The organism is Nocardioides sp. zg-1228 (assembly GCF_017086465.1).
Lineage (GTDB): Bacteria > Actinomycetota > Actinomycetes > Propionibacteriales > Nocardioidaceae > Nocardioides.
Genome location: NZ_CP070961.1, coordinates 2,655,771 through 2,679,397 on the forward strand (window position 1 = coordinate 2,655,771; position 23,627 = coordinate 2,679,397).

A 23,627-nucleotide genomic window follows, 5' to 3' on the forward strand; every position below is an offset into this window, starting at 1 on the left:
GTCAGGCGGGGATCACGACGACGTCGAGAACGCGGCGTCGAAGGCCGCGGTCGGCGCGTCGAAGGCCAGGCGCCGCACGAACTCGAGGGCCTCGGGTGCCCCGACGAGGCGGTCCATGCCGGCGTCCTCCCACTCCACGGAGATGGGACCGTCGTAGCCGATGGTGTTGAGCATCCGGAACGACGCCTCCCACGGCACGTCGCCGTGGCCGGTGGACACGAAGTCCCAGCCGCGGCGGGGGTCGGCCCAGGCGAGGTGCGAGCCCATCCGGCCGTTGCGGCCGTTGCCGACCTGGCGCTTCGCGTCCTTGCAGTCGACGTGGTAGATCCGGTCCTTGAAGTCCCACAGGAACCCGACCGGGTCGAGGTCCTGCCACACGAAGTGCGAGGGGTCCCAGTTGAGGCCGAACGCCTCGCGGTGGTCGATCGCCTCGAGCGCCGCGACCGTGGTCCAGTAGTCGTAGGCGATCTCGGAGGGGTGGACCTCGTGGGCGAACCGGACCCCCTCGCTGTCGAAGACGTCGAGGATCGGGTTCCAGCGGTCGGCGAAGTCCTGGTAGCCGGCGTCGACGAGGGCCTGGGAGGCCGGCGGGAACATCGCGACGTACTTCCAGATCGAGGAGCCGGTGAAGCCGACGACGACGTCGACGCCCAGCTTGCGGGCCGCGCGGGCCGTCATCTTCATCTCCTCGGCCGCGCGCTGGCGCACGCCCTCGGCGTCGCCGTCGCCCCAGATGCGGTCCGGCAGGATGTCGCGGTGGCGCGCGTCGATCGGGTCGTCGCAGACCGCCTGGCCCTTGAGATGGTTGCTGATCGCGAAGACCTGCAGATCGTGCTTCTTGAGCATCTCCAGCTTGGCCGGGACGTAGGACTCGTCCTCCACCGCCGCCCACGGGTCGAAGTGGTCGCCCCAGCAGGCGAGCTCGAGGCCGTCGTAGCCCCAGCCCGAGGCGAGCTTGCACACCTCCTCGAACGGGAGGTCGGCCCACTGGCCGGTGAACAGGGTGATGGGGCGTGGCATGTGTGCTCCTCGTGTGGTGGTGGTGGTGCGTTCGGCTGGTGCTGCCGCGGCAGCGGGGTGGTGCTGGGTGGTGCTGGGGGTGGTGCTGGGGGTGGTGCTGGTGGGTGGTGGTGCTGGGGGGTGGCGGTCGCTCGGGTGGACCTGCCCGGCCGGCTGGGCGCCGGCGCGGACCGGTGCCGGGACGGAGCGCCGTGTCCCGGCACCGGCCGCTGAAGGTGGCGCCTTGCGGCGCCACCCCCGCCCGTGCCGGGGGCCCGGCCACCGACTCGCACGCAGGGCCGATCCTGCATGCGCGCCGGCTCACGCACCCGGAGGTGACGTGCTGGCCGAGCCGCCCGACCACGGACGCTCTGTGCTCGGACCGGCGCCTACAGCTGCGACTTCAGCGTGCGCGACAGGCGCTTGAGAGCGAGCCTCACCTCCTTGTCCTTCACCCGCGATGCGAGCCTCTCGAACCGCTTGAGGGACTTCAGGGCCTTGCCCACCTGGTTGCGCTTGTCAGCGCGCTCGGCGGCCTTCAGCTCCTGCTTCAGCCTCACCGCGAGCTTCGGGCCGACGACGCCCTCCTCGGCGAGGCGCTCGACGAGCTTCTTGCCCGCCTTGAAGGACACGACGACCTTGAAGGTGATCGTCTGCACGGTCCGGTTGCCGGCCGCGTCGTAGGCGGTGACCTTCAACCGGTGCTTGCCCGGCCGCAGCGACATGGCGTCGATGCGAGCCGGTCCGGTGACGGCCCTGCCGTCGAGACGGACGACCTGCTCGGCGGCCCCGGACGTGGCGTCCGTGACCGTGATCCGAGCCGTGCGGACCGCCGAGACGTCGAGCTTGGCGCCGTCGGCGATGCCGGCGACGGCCAGGGTGGGCGCCGTGCCGTCCTTCTTGATGGTGGTCGTCTCCACGGCCGAGGTCTTCCCGGCCGCGTCGGTCGCCCTGGCCTGGACCAGGGTCACGCCGTCGTCGGACACCGTGATCGGCGCGGTGTACGCCGTCCACGGACCGTTGCCGATGCGGTACTCCACGCTCAGCTTCCCCTCGCCGCCGGCACCCGCGAGGGTGACGGTGACCGGCGAGGTGAACCAGTTGCTGCGACCGTTGGCTGCGGCCGGCGACGTGGTGAGCGTGACGGTCGGCTTCGGGCCGGGCTCCGGGTCGGGACCCGGGTCCGCCTCCGGTACCACGACCGTGAACTCGCCGGTCGTCTCGTTGCCGGCTGCGTCGGTCGCCGTGTAGGCCACCGTGTGCTCGCCCGGCTCGGTGATCTCGAACGGACCCTCGTAGTCGGTCTCGGCTCCACCGTCCACGGTGTAGGTGAACGAGGTGACCTCGACGTCGTCCGTGGCGTCGAGCACCACGGTGCCCGCTCCGGTCAGCTCCAGGTCGACGCAACCGATGATCGCGCCGTCCCGGTGCAGGGCCAGGATGCCGCCCTCGATGCGCGGCGCCCACGGGACCGTGGCCGTCGCGAACGACGTGCCGTCAGCGGCGGGCTTGATCCTCGGGTCGCCCGAGCCGGCGGTCCAACCCGGGTTGGTCGGCCACAGCTCGTTGGGCGGCGTGCCGGCCCCGTCGGGGTCGTCACGGTAGTGACCCTCGAAGCCACCGCACGTCGTGCCGACGTGCAGGTGCGACTCGTAGCCCTCCTGGGGGTCGAGACCCTCGAGCGACAGCTCGATGGTCGTGGTGTAGCCGTTGCCCTCGGCCGCCGAGACCATGGTGGCCTCGCCGGTGATGCCGGTGCTGGCCTGGTCGACCAGCTCCCCGGCGTAGGAGCCGAGGACCGTGGCAGCGACCTCCGGATCGGTGGTGTCGACCGGCGGCTCCCCGCCGGGCTCGCACGTGGCGTCCTCGCCCAGGGTGAACCAGTCGAAGGTGGCCGTGATGCCGGCACCCGCGGTCTGGTTGGCCGCCGACAGCAGGCCGATCCGCGGTTCGTCGATGCCGGTGAGGTCGTAGCCCCCCGACATGTCGGTCCACGTCTCGCCGTCGGTGCTGTAGCTGCCGAGCACCTCCTCACCGTCGGTGCTGGTCAGGCGTAGCCACACGGTGGTCGGGAAGTCCGCCCCGAGCCCTGGCGTGTTGGTCTCGACTGCTGCTGCGTCGGTCTCCTTCGCGGTCTGGACGATGTTCTGCGCGGCGTTGGCACCGTTGGTGCTGCGACCCTGGAAGACGTGCTTGATGTAGTTGTCGTCGTCTCCGTAGATCAGCAGGCCCGCGGACTGATAGGCCTGGTTGATGGGTGCGGTGACCTTGGTGGTGGCCACGAACGGGCCGTCGGGGAGGTCGGTGAGGACCAGGTCCCGCGCGGTGTTCGTGGTCTGGTAGAGGTCGGTCGCCTCCATCGGGATCGTGAGCGCACCACCCGACACCGTCAGGTTGCCGCTCGGTCGGACCGTCGACCAGTCCGAGGTGAGCGTCGAGCCGTTGAACTCCTCCACGAAGCACCCGTTGTTGCACGGCTCGGCCGTGTCGTCCGGGGTGAGGGTGAAGTAGTCGAACTTCGCGACGAGGTTGTCCGCCGCACCCGCCGCCGTCGCACCGAGGGCCAGCAGGCCCACCTTGGGCGCGGTGATGCCGCTCAGGTCGCGCGCCGGCGCCGGGTTCCCGTTGCCCGTGGCGAGCGGCACCCAGGTGTCGCCGTCACTGCTGTAGGACGCGGTGACGGAGCTGCCGTCGGTGCTCGACATCCGCAGCCACACGGTGTCGGGGAAGTCCGCGCCCAGGTTGGCGGAGTTGGACTCCGTCGCCGTGCCGTTGGCCTCCTTCGCGAACTGGATGACGTTGGCCGCCTTGCTGCCCGCCGCGGCCGTCGAGCGGCCCGAGTAGACGAGCTTCAGGTAGTTGTCGTCGTTGCCGTAGACGATCAGACCGGCCTGCTGGTAGCCCTTGGTCGCGTTGAGCGTGACCTGAGTCGTGGCCTCGAACGCCCCGCCCGGCAGGTCCTGGAGGACGATGTTGGGCGTGGTGTTGGTGGTCTGGTAGAGATCGGAGTTGGTCAACGGGATGTTGAGCGTCCCGTCGGCGACCGTCAGCGACTGGTCGACCCGCACGCTGCGGTTCCACCGGTCGGTGTCGAGCTCGTTGCCCAGGAAGTCGTCCGAACGCCCGCTGAAGCAGGTGTCCGACGGCCTCCTCACCGTGATCTCCGTCGTGCTGGTGGCCTCGGCCCCCCGCGCGTCGGTGGCGGTCAGCGAGACGACGTACCTGCCCGGCGTGGTGTAGGTGTGGCTCGGGTCGGCCTGGGTGGAGGTCGCGCCGTCGCCGAAGTCCCACGCGTAGGTGACGGGGGTGTTCCCGTCGGGGTCGATCACCGTGCTGTCGAACGACACCGGCAGGGGCGCCTCACCGCTGGTGGTGCTGGCGGTGAATGCCACGGTCGGCGGCTGGTTGTCGGTGATGCCGCGGCCGTTGAACTGCAGCCAGTTGACGTTGGCCCCACCGGTCGTCGCGACGAAGTACAGCGGCTGGCTGGTCGTCGTCGCGTTGGTGAAGGTCGTCGTCACGGTCTGGTAGGTCTGCGCGCCACCGGTGTTCGGCACCGTCAGCGTGCCGATCGCGGTGCCCGTCGCCGAGCCCTGGCGCACCTCGAACGTCGCGCCCGCCGTGGTCGACGCGGCCCGCATCGAGACGCCGGTGATCCCGGTCAGGTTCATCACGTCCCAGCGGAACCAGTCGCCGGTCTCGACGCCGGTCACGTTCTGGCCGCCGCCGCTGTCGGTGGTGGCCTGCGTGGTCACTCCGGGCGAGCCGGCGGTGTTGTCACCGGTGCGGCCGGTGAAGTCGTAGAACTCCGCCTCCTTCTTCTTGGTGTGCAGCACGATGCCGTCGACGCTGGTCAGCGCCCCGGCGGCGCCGCTGCCCTTGTCGGTGTAGGTGGCCTTGATGGTGCCGAAGATGTTGGCACCGGTATGGCCGGCGTCCCCGGGCAGTGCCAGGGTGCCGGAGCACCCCCTGTACTGCTCGTAGTCGTGGGAGTGCTGGTCGTGGCCCAGGCCCGGCTGCACGACGACGTCGTCGCAGTCGATGGTGCCGTCCTCGGGATCGGTGACGACGACCTCGTAGGCCACGTAGTCGCCGAACTCGAAGAAGCCGCCGTCCTTGGGCAGCACCAGCTCGACGGTCGGGGCCGTGTTGCCGGCCGTGATGTCGATGTTGGTCGTGCCGCTGCGACCGTCGACGTCGGTCACCGTCAGCCGGGCGGTGTAGTTGCCCGCCGTGCTGTAGGTGAAGCTCGCCGTCGGGGTGGTCGCGTCGGTGGAGCCGTCGCCGGTGAAGTCCCACGCGTAGGTGAGGCCTGTGTCGTCACCGGTGTCCGGGTCGAAGGACCCGGTGCCGTCGAACTCGACGGTGAGCGGCGCCGGACCGGAGGTCCGGTCGGTCGTCGCCCGGGCCACGGGGGCGCGGTTGCCCTCGACGTAGTCGATGCGGTAGACGCCCGAGTCGGTGTTGTTGCCGTTGAACCCGCTGCCCCACTCGATCATGTAGAGGGCGCCGTCGGGGCCGAACTGCAGGGCGTGCGGGCGCTGCATGGGCAGGTTGGACAGGAACCGGTTGATGTCGGTGTAGTTGGTCCCGGCCTGGTTCATCTGCACGGTGAACAGGCGGTTGTTGTTCCAGTCGGCCCAGATCGCCTTGCTGTCGAAGTACTCCGGCCACTTGCGGTCGGAGACCAGGTCGGGGTCGTAGTCGTAGGTGCCCGACGTCATCGGCGCACCGCTGGCGCCGATCTCCGGGGTCCCGGTGATCGTGCCGTTGTTGCTCTGCCAGATCACCGCCGGCTTCGCGGGCGGCAGGTTGGTCAGGCCCGTGTTGTTGGGCGAGTCGTTGACCGGGGCGGCGCAGTCGAACGTCGCGCCGGCGGTGCTGTTGGCGAAGTTGTAGTCGTTGTAGGGGGTGTTGTTGCCCACGCAGTAGGGCCAGCCGTAGTTGCCGGGCTCGTCGAGGATGTTCCACTCCACGCGACCGTTGGGTCCGCGGGTCGCGCTGGTCGAGCCGGCGTCGGGACCGTAGTCGGCGACCAGGATGTTGTTGTTCTGCTCGTCCAGGCCGATGCGGAACGGGTTGCGGAAGCCCATCGCGTAGATCTCGGGTCGGGTCTTCTGCTGGGTGTCGGCGGCCTCGTCGAAGAGGTTGCCGGCGGGGACGGTGTAGCCACCGTCGGCCTTCGGCCTGATGCGCAGCACCTTGCCGTTGAGGCTGTTGGTGTTGCCCGAGGTGCGCTGGGCGTCCCAGGCGGCGCGGTTGGGCCGCTCGTCGATCGGGGTGTAGCCGCCGGAGTCGAACGGGTTGGTGTTGTCACCGGTGGCGAGGTAGAGGTTGCCGTCGTTGTCGAACTCCATCGACCCGCCCGCGTGGCAGCACTCGTTGCGCTGCGTCGGGACGTCGAGGATCGTCGTCGCCGTGCCGAGCTGGAGCGTGTCGCCCGCCATCGTGAAGCGCGAGATCCGGTCGATCGACTCCGAGCCGTTCGGCGAGTAGTAGAGGTAGACCCAGTTGTTGGTCGCGAAGTCGGGGTCCAGGGCGATGCCCAGCAGGCCGAACTCCTGGCCCGTGTAGACCGGGACGGTGCCCGCGGTCACCACGCTGCCGTCCTCCTTGATGATGCGCACGGCGCCGTTGCGGTCGATGTAGAACACGCGCCCGTCGTCGGCGATGGCGAGCTCCATCGGGTTGGAGGTGTTCTCGTCGAGCGCGACCTTCTCGAAGCTCGGCGCCAGCGTCGCCTTGCAGTCGGCGTCGAGGGCGCCGGCAGCGGTCTGGATGCCGCCGAGGACGTGCTCGAGGAACTTCGCGTCGGTGAAGGCCGCCGCGGTGTGGCCCATGCCGGTGTACCAGCTGCGGCCGCCGTCGTAGTCCTGGCACCACGCGATCGGGTGCTCGGCACCCATCGAGCCGTTGCCGGGCGTGTAGGTGGTCTCGTCGACCGACGCCAGCACGTGCAGCTTGGTGCGGGGGTTGGCGGCGGGGTTGGTGCGGAAGTTGTACCACTCGTCGTTGCGCGTCCAGCGGCGCTCGAGCGTCCTGGTGGACGGGTGGGCGGGGTCCTCGACCTTGACGGTCGCCTGCGGCGTGCCCGGCGGGTGGTTGTTGAAGTAGGCCCCGACCAGCTGGCCGTACCAGGGCCAGTCGTACTCGGTGTCGGAGGCCGCGTGGATGCCCGCGTAGCCGCCGCCGGCCTGGATGTAGCGCTCGAACGCGGCCTGCTCGGCCGGGTTGAGCACGTCACCGGTGGTGGACAGGAAGATGACGACCTCGTAGTTCGCGAGGTTGGCGTCGTTGAACGCGCTGGCGTCCTCGGTGGCCGTCACGGTGAAGTTGTTGGAGGCGGCGAGCGCCTGGATCGCGGTCGTCGCCGCTCCGATGTTGTCGTGGCGGAACGCCGCGGTCCTGGAGAACAGCAGCGCGTCGAACGACTCGTCGGCCGCAGCGGCCGCGGAGGCGTCCGCGTCGGCGGTCCACGGGACCGCCTCACCGAGGGTGCTCTCCTGCGCAGGGGTCAGGTCGGCCTTCTTCGTTGCCTTCTTCGTGGCCTTGTTCGCCTTCTCGGCGGGGGCGGACGCACGATCAGGTGCCGCGTCGGGCACCGCCGCACTCGCCGTGGAAGCCAGGCCGATCGTCGCACCGAGTGGTAGCGAGACGATCAGGGCCATGGTGGAGCCGACTGCGGCACGGGAGTGCTTCTGCAGTCGCGTGATGAGTCTGTTCATCACGATCCCTTCTGTGGTGACGGATGTGCGCTCCATCGGTTCCGGGGCGGGTCCCCGGGCGTTCGGCCCCTGTCATGCGGTGTCGTGCGGGTCAGTCGGGTCGTGCAGGTCGTGCGTCCGAGATGGTGTGCCCGGCGGGTTCGGCGCCCGCCGGGCCACGGTGTCGGGTCAGCGCACCCCCATCAGGTGCTCGAGGGCGAGCTGGTCGAGGGCCTCCATCCCGACGCTGCGCGTGGCGAGACCCTCCACGTCATACGACGCCGCGCGGAGGTCGGCGAGCGACTCCCCCTCGCCGAGGGTCGGGGTGCGCAGCGTCTCGACCTCGGAGGCCGCGAGGGCGGCCTGGACGTCCGGGTCGGCCCGGAACGCCTGCACCCGGTCGCGGAGGATGAGGTAGTTGCGCATGCACCCGCGCGCGGACTCCCACACCCCGTCCTCGGCCTCGGCCCGCGGGGGCTTGAAGTCGAAGTGGACGTAGCCGTCGTAGGCCTTGCCCGTCCCGGCGCCCAGCAGCGCGTCGACGGCCCAGAACGCGCCCCGCAGGTTGCCCGCGCCGAAGCGCAGGTCCTGGTCGAAGCGGGGGCCGTGCTGGCCGTTGAGGTCGACGTGGAACAGCTTGTCGTGCCACAGCGCCTGGCTGATGCCCTGGGCGAAGTTGAGCCCGGCCATCTCCTCGTGGCCCACCTCGGGGTTGAGACCGACCATCTCCGACTGGTCGAGCTCGGCGATGAGCGCCAGCGCGTGACCGATCGTCGGCAGCAGGATGTCGCCGCGCGGCTCGTTGGGCTTGGGCTCGAGGGCGAAGCGGATGTCGTAGCCCTGCTCCTTGACGTAGGCGCACAGCAGGTTGAGCGACTCGGCGTAGCGGTCGAGCGCCGCCTGCACGTCCTTGGCCGCACCGTGCTCGGCGCCCTCGCGGCCGCCCCAGAGCACGAAGGTCTTCGCGCCAAGCGACGCGGCCAGGTCGACGTTGCGCAGCACCTTGGCGAGGGCGTAGCGACGCACCTCGCGGTTGTTGGCGGTGAGCGCGCCCTCCTTGAACACCGGGTGCCCGAAGAGGTTGGTGGTCACCATCTCGACGGCGAGGCCGGTGTCGCCCAGCGCCTTCTCGAAGCGCTCCAGCACGGAGTCGCGGGCGTCGTCGTCGGGGACGAGGTCGTCGTCGTGGAACGTCACGGCGGCCGCGCCGAGCTCGGCGAGCTTGTAGGTCGCGTCCACCGGGTCGAGGAGGGCGCGGGAGCTGGGACCGAACACGTCGGTGCCCTGCCAGCCCACCGTCCAGAGGCCGAACGAGAACTTGTCCTCAGGGGTCGGGGTGTAGTCGGTCATGCGGGGATCTCCTGCCACGAGTCGTTGTCAGAGCTGGTCTCGACCGCGGCCAGGACGCGTTGCACCTGGAGTCCGTCGGCAAAGGATGGGGAGGGGTCGGTGCCGGCCGCGATGTCGCGGACCAGGTCGACCGCCTGGTGCACGAAGCCGTGCTCGTAGCCGATGACGTGGCCGGGTGGCCACCACGCACCGACGTAGGGGTGCTCGGCCTCGGTCACGAGGATGCGGCGGAAGCCCGCGGTGCGGGAGTCCTCGGTGCCGTCGAAGAAGTGCAGGACGTTCATGTCCTCGAAGTCGAAGGCGAGGCTGCCGTCGGAGCCGTTGATCTCGATGCGGATCGCGTTCTTGCGACCCGACGCGAAGCGGGTCGCCTCGAACACGCCCATCGCTCCCCCGCGGAAGTCGGCGAGGAAGGTGGCGGCGTCGTCGACGGTCACCTTGCCGGTGCCGGAGCCGGCCGTGCCGGACAGGCCGGCGTGCTCGCTGGGCAGGGGGCGCTCGTCGACGAAGGTGCGCAGCCGGCCGGCGACCCGGGCGATGGTGTCGCCGGTGATGTACTGCGTCATGTCGACGATGTGCGCGCCGATGTCACCCAGGGCGCCCGAGCCTGCCTTGTCCTTCTCCAGGCGCCACGACAGCGGCGCCTGCGGGTCGACGATCCAGTCCTGGAGGTACTGGGCACGCACGTGGTGCAGGGTGCCGAGGCGGCCGTCGGCGACGAGCTGGCGGGCCAGCGCGATGGCGGGCACGCGGCGGTAGGTGAAGCCGACCATCGCGCGTACGCCGTCGGCGGCGGCGCGCTCGGCGGCCCGGGTCATCGCCTCGGCCTCCTCGACGCTGTTGGCGAGCGGCTTCTCGCACAGCACGTGCTTGCCGGCCTCGAGGGCCGCGATGACGATCTCGGCGTGGGTGTGGCCCGGCGTGCAGACGTCGACGAGGTCGATGTCGTCACGCGCGACCAGCGCCTGCCACGACGTCTCGGTGGACTCCCACCCGAGCCGCTCGGCGGCGGCCGCGACGCCCTGGGGGTCACGGCCGGCCACGGCCCGCATGCGGGGCCGGAGCGGGAGGTCGAAGAAGCGGGGCGCGGTGCGCCAGGCGTGCGAGTGCGCAGCGCCCATGAAGGCGTACCCGACCATGCCGACCGACAGGTCGCTCCGGTCGTCGGGGACGTCGGAAGTGGTGGTCATCGGACCTCCTCGTGTGTGGGGCTGGAGCGGGGCGTCGTGGCATGCGGAGGGGGCGTGCGAAGGCATGCCTGGTAGCGCCCCTGTCGCCGGACGGGTGCCGGCGCGGGTCGTGAGCGGGGGTGGAGCCGCGGCGGCTCCGGGTCGGGAGCCGCCGCGGGACCGATCAGGACTCGAAGGCCGAGTCGAGGTACTGGTCGACGTTGTCGGCGGTGACGACCGGCGCGTAGAGCTGCACCGTGCGGGGCACCTGGACCTCGACGAGGTCGCTCATCGCCTTGTCCTGCAGCAGCAGGCGGGCGAGCTTGACGCCGTCGGCTCCCTGGGTGGACGGGTAGATGACGGTCGCCTTGAGCACGCCGTCGCCCTCCTGGATGGCGCGCATCGCGTTGGCCGAGCCGGCGCCGCCGATCATCGCGAACTCGTCGCGGCCGGCGTTCTCGATCGCCGCCAGCACGCCGACGCCCTGGTCGTCGTCGTGGTTCCACAGGTAGTCGATCTTCGGCTCGGCCTGCAGCAGGTTGGCCGCGACCTCCTCGCCGCTCTCGACGGTGAACTCGGCGGCCTGGCGGGCGTCGACGTCGAGACCGCACTCGGACAGCGCGTCCTCGAAGCCCTGGCTGCGGTCCTGGGTCAGGGGCAGCGAGTCGATGCCGGCGATCTCGGCGACGACGACGTCCTTGTCGCCGCCTGCCTGCTCGCAGACGTACTGACCGGCCGAGACGCCCATGCCGTAGTTGTCACCGAGCACGGTGACGCGCGCGGCGTTGGGGTCGTCGAACTCACGGTCGACGTTGACGACCGGGATGCCGGCCTCCATCGCCTTGAGAGCGATCGGCGTCATCGCCGCGCCGTCGAACGGCAGCAGCACGATGGCGTCGACCTTGTCGTTGATGAAGGTCTCGACCTGGCTGATCTGCAGGTTGACGTCGTTGGTGCCCTCCGCGATCTGGAGGTCGACGTCGGGGTACTGCTCCTGCAGGTCGCGGACGTTGTTGGTGATGGCGGCCATCCAGCCGTGGTCCGCGGCGGGCGCCGAGAAGCCGATGGTGACCTGGTCGCCCTCCTCGTCGTTGCTGCCGGCGGCCGCGGCGGGGGCGCTGTCCGAGCTGCCGTTGTCGTCGTCGTTGGCCGCATCCTCGGCACTGCCGGTGCAGGCGACGAGGGACAGGACGGCGACCGCGCCGACCACGAGGCCGGAGTAGCGGCGGCTCTGCTGCCGTCGGAGGGGGGTGCGCAGTCGCATGGGTGGTGCTCCTTGTGTTGTCTCGATGGGTGCGGTGGTGCGGCCGACGCTGCGTGACGTGCCGGCGTGGTGGTGCGGGGTGGTGGTGAGGGGTGGTGGTGCGGGTGGTGCGGGGGTGTTCGAGTCGGGAGGGCCCGATCGCTAGGTCGAGGTCGCGTTGCGGGCCAGGCGCTGCTGGAGCAGCACGGCGACCACGATGATCAGGCCCTTGGCGACCGCCTGGGTCGAGGTGTCCTGGTTGTTGAGGGTGAACACGTTGCTGAGGGTGGCGAAGATCAGCACCCCGACGACGGTGCCGACGATCGTGCCGCGGCCGCCCGTGAGCAGCGTGCCGCCGATGACGACCGCGGCGATCGCGTCGAGCTCCCACAGGGTGCCGTGGGTGGAGCTGCCCGTGGTGGTGCGGCTGACCAGCATCAGGGCGGCGAGCCCGCAGCACAGGCCGACGAGGACGTAGAGCATCACGGTGTGGCGGTTGACGTTGATGCCGGCCAGGCGGGCGGCCTCGGGGTTGCCGCCGACGGCGAGCGTGCGCCGGCCGAACGTCGTGCGGTTGAACAGCACCCAGCCGGCGATCGCGACCAGCGCGAAGATGATGACGAGGAGCGGCACGCCGAGGACGTCGGCGGAGAAGAAGTCCTTGAACCCGTCGACCGTGACGATCTGCGTGCGCCGCTCGGAGATGATCTCGGCCAGGCCACGGGCGGCGGCGAGCATCGCCAGCGTCGTGATGAACGGCACCACCTTGCCGTAGGCGATGATGATCCCGTTGACCAGACCGGCTCCCGCTCCCACGGCCAGCGCGGCGAACACCATGACCAGCCAGTGGGTGTCCTCGGCCATCGTCTGGGTGGCGAACGTCGTCGCCCAGACCGAGCACAGCGCCGCGATGGCGCCGACGGAGAGGTCGATGCCGCCACCGGTGATGACGAAGGTCATCCCGATGCTGACCACGCCGATCGTGGAGGCGAAGCGCAGGATCGTGAGGGTGTTGTCGACGCTCGCGAACCGGTCGCCCGTGGTGATGATCCCGGCCGCACAGATCAGGAGCAGGGCGACCACGAGGCCGAGGTTGCGCCCGAACGGGCCGCTCATCAGCCCTCCGCCGCTGTCGCGCTCGCTCTCGGCGGCGGCGCGCTCCACCGTGACCGTGTCGGTCGAGGGCGTGACGGTGTTCTCCACCGTGCCCCCGTCCCGGTTCGTGCTCTGCTCGCTCATGCGACCTTTCCTTCCATGACCAGGTCCAGGACGCGGGACTCGTCGATCTCGCCCGCCGGACCTTCGTGAACGACACGGCCCTCGCGGACCACGAGGACCCGGTCCGCGAGCCCGAGCACCTCCTCGACCTCGCTGGACACGACCACGACGGCGACGCCGGAGTCGGCCAGCGAGCGGACGAGGGCGTAGATCTCGGCGCGAGCGCCGACGTCCACCCCTCGGGTCGGCTCGTCCAGGAGCAGCACGCGGCACTCGCGCAGCAGCCACCTGGCCAGGACGACCTTCTGCTGGTTGCCGCCCGACAGGAGGCGCACGAGGCGATCGACCCCTGCCGGACGGACGTCCAGGGACTCCGCCACCTCGGCGGAGCTCGTGCGCTCGGCACGCCGGTCGAGCAGCCCGAACCGGCTGAATCGTCGGAGCGTGGAGACGGTGATGTTGCTGTAGACGGCCTGGTCGAGGAGCAGCCCCTGGCTCTTGCGCTCCTCCGGGGCCAGGCCGACCCCGGCCTTCACCGCGGCGGGCACCGACCCGCGGCGCAGCTCGCGTCCCGCCACCCGCACCGTGCCGGCCGAGGGCCGGCGCGCGCCGTAGAGGGTCTCGAGGATCTCCGAGCGCCCCGCGCCCACGAGCCCCGCGAGGCCGACGATCTCGCCCGCGTGCACCGTGAGGTCCACCCCGGTGAAGACACCCGGCAGCGCCAGGCCGGTGACCTCGAGGACCGGCTCGCCGGTGGGGGCGACGGCCTCGCCGCGCGGCGGGAACACGTACTCGATCGAACGGCCGGTCATCAGCTTGATCAGCTCGCTCGTCGGCGTCTGGTCGACCGCGAGGCCGGTGGCGACGCTGCTTCCGTCCTTGAGGACGGTGATCCGGTCGCCGATCTGGCGGATCTCCTCGAGGCGGTGGGAGATGTAGACGACGGCGACGCCCTCGGCGGTGAGGTCGCGGATCACGCGGAACAGGTTGTTGACCTCGCCCTGGTCGAGGACGGCGGACGGCTCGTCGAGCACCAGCAGCCGGGTGTCCTGGGACAGCGCGCGGGCCATGCTGACGATCTGCTGGGCCGCCGGAGAGAGCCGGCCGACCGAGCGCGTGGCCGGGATCTCGCTGTGGCCGAGCCGGGCGAGCAGCTCGCGAGTGCGCCGGAGCGTCTCGGCGCGCTGGCTGAAGCCCGCCGTGCTGAGCTCGTGGCCAAGGAAGATGTTCTCCGCGACGGTGAGGTCGGGCACCAGGTCGAGCTCCTGGTAGATGGTGGAGATGCCGAGGCCCATCGCCGCCTGCGGCGTCGACAGCGTGACCGGCGCGCCCTCCCACAGGATCTCGCCCTCGTCGGGCTGGTAGCTCGCGGACAGGATCTTGATCAGCGTGGACTTGCCGGCGCCGTTCTGGCCGAGCAGGCAGTGCACCTCGCCGGCGCGCACCTCGAGCTCGACGCCCCCGAGCGCGAGCACGCCGGGGAACCGCTTGACGATGCCGCGCATGGTCAGCAGCGGGGTGTCGTTCATGACATCACCTCCAGGGTGGGGACCACCCGAGGCACCAGGGTCGGGTCGTCGTAGACGTGGTCGATGGCGACGGCGGCGGCCCCGTGCACCGCTGCGGAGAAGCCGAGGGCCGACAGGGCGATGCGGGTGCCGCCGGCGTCGGGGGCGAGCACACCCGCGGCGAGCTCGGCCTCGGCCTCGGCGCGGAACCACTCGCCGATCTCGCCGAGGTAGCCCGAGAGCACGATCATGCCGGGGTTGAGCAAATTGGTGAGCAGCGCGGCGCCGATGCCGACCCAGTGGCCGATCTCGCGCAGCGCGGTCAGGGTCTGCTCGTCACCGGCGGCCGCGCGGCGGCCGATCTCCTCGACCTTGCCCTCCAGGTCGAGGACCGGCGAGCGCAGCAGGTCGTCGTCGCCGCTGGCGGCGAGGTCGATGAGGTGGCTGAGGCCGATGACGGTCTCCCAGCAGCCGGTGCGACCGCACCCGCAGCGGTTGCCGTCGCGGTCGACCACCATGTGCCCGAACTCGCCGGCGTAGCCGCGCCGGCCGGCGTAGGGCCGCCCGTCGGCGACGATGCCGCCGCCGATGCCGACCTCGCCGTGGACGACGAGGATGTCGCGCCGGTCGGGATCGCCGGGGGTGGCCTCGGCGACCGCAGCGAGGTTGGCCTCGTTGTCGACCTTGATCAGGTAGTCGGGGTCGCCGAGCGCGGCGCGCAGCAGGCGGGCGAGGCCGACGTCCTGCCAGCCGAGGTTGGCCGCGACCGAGACGGTGCCGCCGTCGTGGTCGACGAGGCCCGCGACGCCGACGACCGCCGAGACGGGCACGGCGCCGAGGGCGGCCAGGTCGTCCAGCGTGGCGTGCAGCAGCTCGCCGAGCCGGTCGACGACCTCGGCGGGCTCGAGCCCGCGGGTGTCCATCGAGGTGCGGTGCTCGCTCACGACGGTGCCGGCGAGGTCGACCGCGCGGGTCGAGACGTGGTGGACGTTGATCTCCGCGCCGACACCGTAGGCGCCCGCACCGTCGATCTCGACGATCGTGCCGGGCCGGCCGACGGCGCCGCGCTCGGCGCTGCCCTCGCGGACCAGGCCACGCTCGAGGAGCTCGGTCACCAGGCTGGAGACCGTCGCCTTGTTGAGGCCGAGGTCGGCGGCGAGGCGGGCGCGGCTGCGGCCGCCGTCCTCGCGGAGGCTGCGCAGGACGAGCGACAGGTTCGCGCGGCGGACGGTGCCCTGGTCGGCACCTCCCGAGCCGGTCGACGACCAGCCGTCTCGCACCTGCGACATTCGTGCCCTCGATCTGCTGTGTGACTCGCGTCACCAGTTAGTTTGGTGGACCGCCAAACTAAGTCGTGACGATGGTCACGTCAAGGGGCTCGTCCCAAGATCTTCAGGTGGTCCGGTCCAGGTGTCGCGAGCGGCCCTCGGCGTACCGCGCGCGCACCTGCGGAGCCGGGTCGGCGGCGTAGCGCCGGGTGCCCTCACGCACCCATTCCGGGGCGGTGTCGGCGCCGGTGAGCGCCCAGGCCGCCTGCCGGGCGGCGCCGTCGGCGACGTACTCCCCCGGCGGGGGAACGTCGACCGGCACGCCCAGCACCTCGGCGGCGACCGTGCGCACGGCCTCGGACGCGGCCGCACCGCCGACGAGCAGCACCCGCGACGGAGCGACCCCGGTGGCGGCCACCGCGTCGAGGCCGTCGGCGAGGCTGCAGACTAGGCCCTCCACCGTCGCTCGGGCGAAGGCCGGCCGGGTGGCCGTGGCGAGGGTGAGGCCGTGCAGCGACCCCGTCGCGTCGGGAAGGTTGGGGGTGCGCTCGCCCTCCAGGTAGGGCACCAGCACCAGTCCCCCGGCGCCCGCCGGGGCCTCCATCGCCAGGCTCGAGAAGGTCTCGTGGTCGACGTCGAGCAGGCGCGCGGCGGCGTCGAGCACGCGGGCGCCGTTGAGGGTCGCGACCAGCGGGAGGAACAGCCCCGTGGCGTCGGCGAAGCCCGCGACCGACCCGGTGGGGTCGACGGCCGGGGCGCTGGTGACGGCCGTGACGACTCCGGACGTGCCGATCGAGACGACCACGTCGCCCTCGTCCGCACCCAGGCCCAGGGCCGCGGCCGCGTTGTCGCCGGCACCGGCGCCGAGGACGGTGCCGGCGCGGACGACGGTGCCGGCCGACCGCGCCGCGACCTCGCCGGGCGCGACCACCCGCGGCAGGTGCGGCACGGCGCCGAAGGCGCGCTCGAGCAGGTCGGTGCGGTAGTGCCCGGTCGCCGCCGACCAGTAGCCGGTGCCGCTGGCGTCGCTCCGGTCGGTCGTGAGGTCGCCCAGCTCGCCGCTGCCCGAGAGCTTCCAGGTCAGCCAGTCGTGGGGCAGGCACACCGCTGCCGTGCGCCGCGCGTTGTCGGGCTCGTGCTCGGCGAGCCAGCGCAGCTTGGTCACGGTGAACGAGGCCACCGGGACCACGCCGACCGCCTCGGCCCAGGCCCGTCCGCCCTCCTCGAGCCCGCCCAGCTCGTCGACGAGGTCGCGGGCGGCCCCGGCCGAGCGGGTGTCGTTCCACAGCAGCGCGGGGCGTACGACCGCGCCGTCCTCGTCGAGGCAGACCATGCCGTGCTGCTGGCCGCCGACGCTGACGGCGGCCACGTCGTCCAGCCCGCCGGCCTCGGCGACGGCTGCCTGCAGGGCGGCCCACCAGTGGTCGGGGTGGACCTCGGTGCCGTCGGGATGGCTCGCACGTCCCTGGCGCATGAGGGCGCCCGTCTCGGCGTCGCGGACGACGACCTTGCAGGACTGGGTGGAGGAGTCGATGCCGGCGACCAGCCGGGGCCCGTCAGTCATGGCCGCGGATGCTAGCCCACGGCCTCCGGGCGACCCCGGCGCGACGACTCGCCCCGACGACGAAGGGCCCGGTCTGGTGACCGGGCCCTTCGGGTGCCGTACCCCCGACCGGATTCGAACCGGCGCTACCGCCTTGAGAGGGCGGCGTGCTAGGCCGCTACACAACGGGGGCTTGCAGATGTTGCTCCGAGGAGCGACGGAGCTGAACTCTAGCGGGGCCGGAGTGACGCTCCAAATCCGGGCCCGAGGGCCTGGATCTTGCTGGGGTACTAGGACTCGAACCTAGAACAACTGAACCAGAATCAGCCGTGTTGCCAATTACACCATACCCCATGGGGGTATCGGATCGCTGTCCGACCACCCACGTGGTCCGGGCGTGGAATCCCTCGTGGAACGCCTCCCGAACCGACCCCGAACATTACATGCGGGGTGGCGGCGGGGCCAAAACGGGGTCGCGCTGCCCGGGCGGCAACGCCGCTCCCCCGACGGGCGGTCCGACGTCGGCCAGCCCCATCGCCTTCGCCACCCACGAGGCGAGGAAGAGGTAGACCAGCGACTGGGTCATGGTGGAGAGGATGGTCCACCAGCTGCTGCCGCCCTCGGCATTGAGCGCCGTGGTCAGGTCGCCGAACGCGAGCGCCAGCCCGAAGGCCAGGAAGTTGTTGAGCACGTGCATGGCGATGGGCGCCTCGAGGCCGCCGGTGCGGATGACGAGGATGCCGGCGACGACACCGAAGGCGAAGCGGTCGAAGAACACCGGCCAGTCCTGGGACAGGCCGTGGAAGAGCGCGAAGATCAGGGCAGGCCCGAGCACCCCCAGCGCCTGCGAGACGCGCCTGCCCCACACGAGCGAGCCGAACGCCTGGGTGAGGTAGCCGCGGAACAGGTACTCCTCCCCGGCCGCCTGCAGCGGGGTCAGGAGCAGGATCACGATGATGAAGTCGCGGGTCTGCGTGGTGAAGTCGTTGACGGTCCCGGCCGGCACGTCCCCGACCGAGATCGGCAGCAGCATCGCGACGCCGAGCGACGCCATCAGGGCCACCAGCGACAGGCCCAGGCACACCAGCAGGTAGCCCCATCGCAGTCGGGGCGCGACCGAGGAGACCCACCGCGGCTTGAGCCGGTGGAGCCACCAGGTGACCAGGAACGTCAGCGGGATCGCCGCAGCGATGATCGCGTTGAGCAGCGCCAGCCCGGCGGGCGTCGCCTCCTGCGTCACGTCGAGCAGCGCGGCGGCCTCCTCCGCGGTGTCGCCGGTCGCGAGGAGCAGCACGAGGGCGAGGGCCCCGGCGGCCAGCGGCACCACGCCGAAGACGAGCACCAGCAGGAGCAGGCCGCCCACGACCGAGCGCCACGCGCCGGGGCGCCCGACCCGGTGCAGCTCGTGGTAGCGCGGCCGGAAGTCGGGCGACAGCGATCGGGTCACGACGTCAGGCCAGGGCCGACTGCAGCCGCGCCAGGCTGCGGTCGCGGCCGAGCAGCTCCATCGACTCGAACAGCGGCGGGCTCACCCGCCGGCCGGTCACGGCCACCCGGACAGGACCGAAGGCCACGCGCGGCTTGAGCTCCATGCCCTCGATCAGCGCCACCCGCAGCGCCTCCTCGATGGCCGCGGTCGACCACGTCTCGACGCCGACCAGGGCGTCGTACGCTGCCTGGACGACGCCGCGGCCGGTCTCGTCGAGCACCTTCGCGACGTCGTCGGCGTCGCGCTCGAACGCTGCCTCGTCGACGAAGAGGAAGCCGAGCATCGGCGCGGCCTCGGTGAGCTTGTTGATCCGCTCGGCGACCAGCGGCATCGCCAGCTCGAGCAGCTGGGCGTCGGCATCGGCGACGGGGTCGCCGACGACGCCCGCCGACTTGAGGAAGGGCAGCGCCCGGTGGGTGATCTCGTCGATCGGCAGCAGCCGCATCTGCGAGGTGTTGATCGCCTCGGCCTTCTTGAGGTCGAAGCGGGCCGGGTTGGGGTTGACGTCCTTGATGTCGAACGCCTCGACCATCTCGGCCATCGAGAACACGTCGCGGTCGGCCGCGATCGACCAGCCCAGCAGGGCCAGGTAGTTGAGCAGGCCCTCGGGCAGGAAGCCCTGCTCGCGGTAGGCCAGGGCGTGTGCCTCGGGGTCGCGCTTGGAGAGCTTCTTGTTGCCCTGGCCCATCACGTACGGCAGGTGGCCGTAGGCCGGGACCTGCTCGGCGATGCCGAGCTCCACCAGCGCCTCGAACAGCGCGAGCTGGCGCGGCGTGCTGGAGAGCAGGTCCTCGCCGCGCAGGACGTGGGTGATCTGCATCAGGGCGTCGTCGACGGGGTTGACCAGCGTGTAGAGCGGGTCGCCGTTGGCACGCGAGAGCGCGAAGTCGGGCACGTTCTCGGTCGCGAAGGTGATCTCGCCGCGCACCAGGTCGTCCCAGCCGATGGAGCCGTCGGGCATCCGGAACCGGACGACGGGGCGGCGCCCCTCGGCCTCGAACGCGGCGCGCTGCTCGTCGGTGAGGTCGCGGCAGAACCCGTCGTAGCCCTGCATCTTCGAGCCCGACGCCTTGCGGCGGGCGTCGACCTCCTCGGTCGTGCAGAAGCAGTCGTAGGTGTAGGACGACTCGCGCAGCCGGGCGAGGACGTCGCGGTAGACGTCGCCGCGCTCGCTCTGCAGGTAGGGCCCGTGGGGTCCGCCGACCTCGATGCCCTCGTCCCAGTCGAGGCCGAGCCAGCGCCACAGCTCGAGGATGGCGTCGTAGGACTCCTGCGTGCTCCGCTCGCGGTCGGTGTCCTCCATCCGGAAGACGATCTGCCCTCCGTGGTGGCGCGCGAAGGCCCAGTTGAACAGGGCCGTGCGGACCAGGCCGACGTGCGGCGAGCCCGTGGGCGAGGGACAGAAGCGGACGCGGACGGGGCTGCTGCTCATGGGGATGGCTCTCTCGTGTGGCCGGTCAGCTGCGCCGGGCGACGGGGTTGGTCAGGGCGCCGATGCCGGCGATCGAGATCTCCACCTCGTCGCCGACCTGCATGGGGCCGACACCCTCGGGGGTCCCGGTCAGGATCACGTCGCCGGGCAGCAGCGTCATGACGGACGAGACGTGCGCGACGAGGGTCGGCACGTCGAAGATCATGTCGGCCGTCGAGCCGTCCTGGACGACGTCGCCGTTGAGGTGCGTCTGCACCGCGCGGCCGTCGATGAACGCCTGCGGGTCGAGGTCGGTCTCGATCCACGGGCCGATCGGGCAGAAGGAGTCGAAGCCCTTGGCCCGGGTGAACTGCACGTCGGAGCGCTGGAGGTCGCGTGCGGTGACGTCGTTGGCGATCGTGTAGCCGAAGATCACGTCGGTCGCCTGCTCGGCGGGCACGTCGCGGCAGATGCGGCCGATCACCACGGCCAGCTCGCCCTCGTACTGCAGGTTGCTGGTCTGCGTCGGGTAGAAGATCGGGTCGCCCGGGCCGACCACCGTGGTGTTGGGCTTGAGGAACATCAGCGGCTCGGCCGGGAGGTCGTTGCCCAGCTCGGCGGCGTGGGCGGCGTAGTTGCGGCCGATGCCGACGACCTTGCTGCGCGGGATGATCGGCGCGAGGAGCCGTACGTCGGCGAGACGGTGCTGTTCGTCGAGGGGCTTGACCCCGGCGTAGAGCGGGTCGCCCGCGAGGGCCACCACCACGGAGTCCTCGTCGGGCTGGCCGAACTCGTCGACCTCCCCGGTGACGACCCCGAACCGCGGCTCCTCGCCCGTGCTGAACCGACAGATGCGCATGGGTCGAGGCTATCCAACCGCGGTCTGCCCGGCCCACGTCGGGCGGCTCCCGCGGTCGGTCCGGCTGCTGCCCCGGCTGCTACCCCGGCTGCTGCCCGGCTACTGCCCGGCCGCGCGGTGCAGTGCGGCCAGGGTCGCCGCGACGTCCTCGACGGTCGTCGACCAGTTGCTCACGCTGACCCGCAGCACCGCGCGGCCGTGCCAGGTCGACCCGGTGGTCCACGCCGTCCCCTCCGCGAGCATCGCCTCGACCACGGCGCGGGTGCGGTCGTCGTCGCCGAACGTGGCGCAGACCTGGGTGAAGTCCACGTCGTTGAGCACCGCGGCGCCCTCGATGGCGGCGATCCCCTCGGCGAACGCCTCCGCGTGGTCGCAGAAGCCGTCGACCAGGTCGGCCACGCCGTCGCGTCCCAGCGCCCGGAGCACCGCCCACACCGGGAACGCCCGGCCCCGGCGGCTGATCTCCGGCACCTTGTCGAACGGCTCCCCCGTCGCGTCGTGGACCAGGTAGTCGCCGTGCATGCCCATCGCCGCCCGCAGCGCGGCCCGGTCGCGGACGATCGCCAGCCCGCAGTCGTAGGGGACGTTGAGGGTCTTGTGGGCGTCGGTGGCCCAGGAGTCGGCACGATCGGCGCCCGCCAGGAGGTGGCGCCGGCGCGGCGACGCGCCCGCGAAGAGCCCGAACGCGCCGTCGACGTGGACCCACGCCCCGGCGTCGTGGGCAGCGGTGACCGTGGCGTCGAAGGGGTCGAACGCCCCGGAGTGGACGTTGCCGGCCTGCAGGCACACCACGGTCGGGCGCCCGTCGCCCGCGTCCAGCGCGCTGGCGAGCGCCGCGGGCTCGACGCGCCCCTGGTCGTCGACCGCGACCGCCTCGGGCGCACCGAGGCCGAGGTAGCGCAGGGCCAGGTCGATCGTGTCGTGCCGCTCGGCGCCGACGAGGACGCGGACGCCGGGCGACGCGGCGAGCCCGCGCTCGGCGACGTCCCAGTCGGCGCGCCGCAGCACCTCGTCGCGCGCTGCGGCGAGGCAGGTGAAGTTGGCCATCGTGCCGCCGGTGACGAAGCCGACCGCGCTGCCGGCGGGGAGGCCGAGCAGGTCGAGCACCCACGCCTCGGCCACGTCCTCGACGGCCGAGTGCGCGGGAGTGAGCAGCCGCAGGCCGGCGTTCTGGTCCCACGCGCTGACCAGCCAGTCCACGGCCAGGGCGGCCGGATGGGTGCCGCCGATGACGAACCCGAAGAAGCGCCCGCCCGGCATCGCCGTCAGCCCGGGGTCGCAGGCGCGGGCCAGCTCGTCGACCACCGCGACCGGGTCGGTGGGACCGTCGGGGAGCTGCGGGTCGAGCCGGCCGAGCACCTCTTCGGCGCCCAGCCGCGGCGGCACCGGGCGGTCGGCGAGCGAGGTGAGCCACTCGACCGCGTGCTCGTGGGCACGGTCGAGACCGGCGGTGCGGTCCATCCCGGCAGTGTCCCCCCGGCGCCACCCCACGTCGAGAGCCCTCGAAGCGGCCGGCACGGGGTGGCGGCACTAGCCTCGGTTCGGTGCACGTGCTGTCAGCCGCCGAGTGGCGCCCCCTCGCCGAGGCGCACGCCGCCCGGGTCGACGACCTCGTCGGGCCGCACCTCGCGCGTCGGGCCGGCCAGGTCCGGCACCCGGTGCACGACTTCCTGTTCACCTACTACTCCCAGCGGCCCGCCCAGCTGCGGCGCTGGCACCCCGGCCACGGCGTCGCGCTGGAGGACGCGACGGAGCACGCCGGCCTGAAGGGCTACGGGGGCGACCCGGTCGCCGTCACCGAGGCGTACGTCGCCTCCCAGCGCCCGCTGCTCGACCAGCTGCACACCCTGCTGGCCGCGACCGCCGCCCGGGCCCCGCAGCTGGGCTGCTTCGGGCTGCACGAGTGGGCGATGGTGCACCGCGCCGACCGGGTCCCCGGCGGCACCCGCCACGACCGGCCGCTGCGGCTCGGGCAGGAGGGCACCGACGCGGTCGTCGAGTCGCACCGCATCGCCTGCTCCCACTTCGACGCCTATCGCTTCTTCACCCCCAGCGCGCGCCCGCTCAACCAGCTGCGGCCGGGCCGCGACGACCGCCCCGCCTTCGAGCAGCCGGGCTGCCTGCACGCCGGGATGGACCTCTACAAGCACGCCTTCCGGCTCACGCCGATGATCCCCAGCGAGCTGGTCGCCGACTGCTTCGAGCTCGCGCGCGACATCCGGGTGCTCGACATGCGCGCGGCGCCCTACGACCTGACCGACCTGGGCTACTCCCCCGTCAGGATCGAGACCGCCGAGGGCAAGCGCGAGTACGTCGAGGCGCAGCGCGCGTTCGCCGAGCGCGGCGCGCCGCTGCGCGCGCGGCTCCTCGCGGAGTGCGAGCGGCTCCTGGCGCTCGTGCCCGAGCCGGTCTGACCCGCGCCCCTCACGTCGTCGGGGCGACGGTGAGGTCGACGACCTCGAGGTCGGGATCGGCCGGCGGCTCGTCGAGGTCGACGCAGGCCCACGCGGTGACGTCGCCGTGGTGGTTGGACGTCCGCACGCACGGGCGTTCGGGCGCCTCGGCGCGCACCTCGACCACCACGCCGGACGACGACGTGAACCGCTCGCCGGCGAGCTCGACCGACTCACCCGGAGCCAGCTCGAGGGGCTCGGCCCGACCCGCGGTGAGCACGGTCTGGTACTGCAGCCACTCCATCCGGCTCCGGTCGTCGTACATCGGCCGGGTGCGGTCGAGGCGGGAGTCCACCTCGAGCACGACCGGGACGAGGGCGGCGAAGAGCGCGGCGATCGCGAGCAGGCCGGCGGCCGCAGGGCCGAACCGACGGGTGCGAGCGGTCGGCGACGTCTGGGTGGTCATCCTCGCC

At 71.9% G+C, this 23,627-nt stretch carries 15 protein-coding genes and 2 tRNA genes; 1 reads left to right on the top strand and 16 read right to left on the bottom strand.

From position 1 onward, the window contains the following. Positions 1 to 12: 12 nt before the first annotated feature. The 15 genes from JX575_RS12845 to JX575_RS12915 all read right to left on the bottom strand — a co-directional run bounded on the left by JX575_RS12845 (position 13) and on the right by JX575_RS12915 (position 22,222). Positions 13 to 1,020, bottom strand: a complete 1,008-nt coding sequence (locus tag JX575_RS12845; RefSeq protein ID WP_186340883.1) for a sugar phosphate isomerase/epimerase family protein — start codon at positions 1,018 to 1,020, stop codon at positions 13 to 15. A gap of 368 nt (positions 1,021 to 1,388) precedes the next feature. Continuing rightward, positions 1,389 to 7,724: a ThuA domain-containing protein gene (locus tag JX575_RS12850; protein WP_206054390.1), complete on the bottom strand. Its 6,336-nt coding sequence runs from the start codon at positions 7,722 to 7,724 to the stop codon at positions 1,389 to 1,391. Positions 7,725 to 7,892: 168 nt separating this feature from the next. Further along, complete coding sequence (gene xylA / locus JX575_RS12855; RefSeq protein ID WP_186340881.1) at positions 7,893 to 9,053, bottom strand: xylose isomerase; 1,161 nt, start codon at positions 9,051 to 9,053, stop codon at positions 7,893 to 7,895. After that, positions 9,050 to 10,243, bottom strand: coding sequence for a Gfo/Idh/MocA family oxidoreductase (locus JX575_RS12860; protein WP_206054391.1), 1,194 nt, complete (start codon positions 10,241 to 10,243; stop codon positions 9,050 to 9,052). The genes xylA and JX575_RS12860 overlap by 4 nt, the downstream gene beginning before the upstream one ends. Positions 10,244 to 10,406: 163 nt before the next feature. Further along, positions 10,407 to 11,486, bottom strand: a complete 1,080-nt coding sequence (locus JX575_RS12865) for a substrate-binding domain-containing protein (protein WP_186340880.1) — start codon at positions 11,484 to 11,486, stop codon at positions 10,407 to 10,409. 141 nt (positions 11,487 to 11,627) lie between these two features. Beyond that, positions 11,628 to 12,704 (bottom strand): ABC transporter permease, encoded by a 1,077-nt coding sequence (locus JX575_RS12870; protein WP_186340879.1) that lies wholly within the window; start codon positions 12,702 to 12,704, stop codon positions 11,628 to 11,630. Beyond that, complete coding sequence (locus tag JX575_RS12875) at positions 12,701 to 14,212, bottom strand: sugar ABC transporter ATP-binding protein (protein WP_206054392.1); 1,512 nt, start codon at positions 14,210 to 14,212, stop codon at positions 12,701 to 12,703. The genes JX575_RS12870 and JX575_RS12875 overlap by 4 nt, the downstream gene beginning before the upstream one ends. Then, positions 14,209 to 15,480, bottom strand: coding sequence for an ROK family transcriptional regulator (locus tag JX575_RS12880; RefSeq protein WP_186340878.1), 1,272 nt, complete (start codon positions 15,478 to 15,480; stop codon positions 14,209 to 14,211). Before JX575_RS12880 ends, JX575_RS12875 begins: the two co-directional genes overlap by 4 nt. A 103-nt stretch (positions 15,481 to 15,583) precedes the next feature. Then, positions 15,584 to 17,023 carry a xylulokinase gene (xylB, locus tag JX575_RS12885; RefSeq protein WP_186340877.1) on the bottom strand — a complete coding sequence of 480 codons (1,440 nt, stop codon included), beginning with the start codon at positions 17,021 to 17,023 and terminating at the stop codon, positions 15,584 to 15,586. Between the two features lie 99 nt (positions 17,024 to 17,122). Then, a tRNA-Glu gene (locus tag JX575_RS12890) sits at positions 17,123 to 17,195 on the bottom strand. 89 nt (positions 17,196 to 17,284) lie between these two features. Continuing rightward, a tRNA-Gln gene (locus tag JX575_RS12895) sits at positions 17,285 to 17,356 on the bottom strand. A gap of 85 nt (positions 17,357 to 17,441) precedes the next feature. Continuing rightward, positions 17,442 to 18,449 (bottom strand): CPBP family intramembrane glutamic endopeptidase, encoded by a 1,008-nt coding sequence (locus JX575_RS12900; protein ID WP_186340876.1) that lies wholly within the window; start codon positions 18,447 to 18,449, stop codon positions 17,442 to 17,444. A 4-nt stretch (positions 18,450 to 18,453) separates the two neighbouring features. Beyond that, a complete protein-coding gene (gene gltX, locus JX575_RS12905; RefSeq protein WP_186340875.1) occupies positions 18,454 to 19,923 on the bottom strand; it encodes a glutamate--tRNA ligase in 1,470 nt (489 codons plus the stop codon). A gap of 25 nt (positions 19,924 to 19,948) precedes the next feature. Further along, complete coding sequence (locus tag JX575_RS12910) at positions 19,949 to 20,761, bottom strand: fumarylacetoacetate hydrolase family protein (protein WP_186340874.1); 813 nt, start codon at positions 20,759 to 20,761, stop codon at positions 19,949 to 19,951. A 99-nt stretch (positions 20,762 to 20,860) separates the two neighbouring features. Beyond that, positions 20,861 to 22,222 (bottom strand): pyridoxal-dependent decarboxylase, encoded by a 1,362-nt coding sequence (locus tag JX575_RS12915; RefSeq protein WP_186340873.1) that lies wholly within the window; start codon positions 22,220 to 22,222, stop codon positions 20,861 to 20,863. An 83-nt stretch (positions 22,223 to 22,305) separates the two neighbouring features. Here JX575_RS12915 and JX575_RS12920 point away from each other — a divergent pair, with 83 nt between their 5' ends. Continuing rightward, positions 22,306 to 23,175 carry a 3-methyladenine DNA glycosylase gene (locus tag JX575_RS12920; RefSeq protein WP_186340872.1) on the top strand — a complete coding sequence of 290 codons (870 nt, stop codon included), beginning with the start codon at positions 22,306 to 22,308 and terminating at the stop codon, positions 23,173 to 23,175. 10 nt (positions 23,176 to 23,185) lie between these two features. On the opposite strand, the gene JX575_RS12925 is transcribed toward JX575_RS12920, so the two are convergent. Further along, entirely contained in the window at positions 23,186 to 23,620 is a 435-nt protein-coding gene (locus JX575_RS12925; protein WP_186340871.1) for a hypothetical protein, read from the bottom strand. Between the last annotated feature and the right edge of the window lie 7 nt (positions 23,621 to 23,627).

Excerpts from the sequence above, each read along its gene's own strand:
- JX575_RS12845 (WP_186340883.1), bottom strand. The coding sequence starts at position 1,020 with ATGCCACGCCCCATCACCCTGTTCACCGGCCAGTGGGCCGACCTCCCG.
- JX575_RS12850 (WP_206054390.1), bottom strand. The coding sequence starts at position 7,724 with ATGAACAGACTCATCACGCGACTGCAGAAGCACTCCCGTGCCGCAGTC.
- xylA (WP_186340881.1), bottom strand. The coding sequence starts at position 9,053 with ATGACCGACTACACCCCGACCCCTGAGGACAAGTTCTCGTTCGGCCTC.
- JX575_RS12860 (WP_206054391.1), bottom strand. The coding sequence starts at position 10,243 with ATGACCACCACTTCCGACGTCCCCGACGACCGGAGCGACCTGTCGGTC.
- JX575_RS12865 (WP_186340880.1), bottom strand. The coding sequence starts at position 11,486 with ATGCGACTGCGCACCCCCCTCCGACGGCAGCAGAGCCGCCGCTACTCC.
- JX575_RS12870 (WP_186340879.1), bottom strand. The coding sequence starts at position 12,704 with ATGAGCGAGCAGAGCACGAACCGGGACGGGGGCACGGTGGAGAACACC.
- JX575_RS12875 (WP_206054392.1), bottom strand. The coding sequence starts at position 14,212 with ATGAACGACACCCCGCTGCTGACCATGCGCGGCATCGTCAAGCGGTTC.
- JX575_RS12880 (WP_186340878.1), bottom strand. The coding sequence starts at position 15,480 with ATGTCGCAGGTGCGAGACGGCTGGTCGTCGACCGGCTCGGGAGGTGCC.
- xylB (WP_186340877.1), bottom strand. The coding sequence starts at position 17,023 with ATGACTGACGGGCCCCGGCTGGTCGCCGGCATCGACTCCTCCACCCAG.
- gltX (WP_186340875.1), bottom strand. The coding sequence starts at position 19,923 with ATGAGCAGCAGCCCCGTCCGCGTCCGCTTCTGTCCCTCGCCCACGGGC.
- JX575_RS12910 (WP_186340874.1), bottom strand. The coding sequence starts at position 20,761 with ATGCGCATCTGTCGGTTCAGCACGGGCGAGGAGCCGCGGTTCGGGGTC.
- JX575_RS12915 (WP_186340873.1), bottom strand. The coding sequence starts at position 22,222 with ATGGACCGCACCGCCGGTCTCGACCGTGCCCACGAGCACGCGGTCGAG.
- JX575_RS12925 (WP_186340871.1), bottom strand. The coding sequence starts at position 23,620 with ATGACCACCCAGACGTCGCCGACCGCTCGCACCCGTCGGTTCGGCCCT.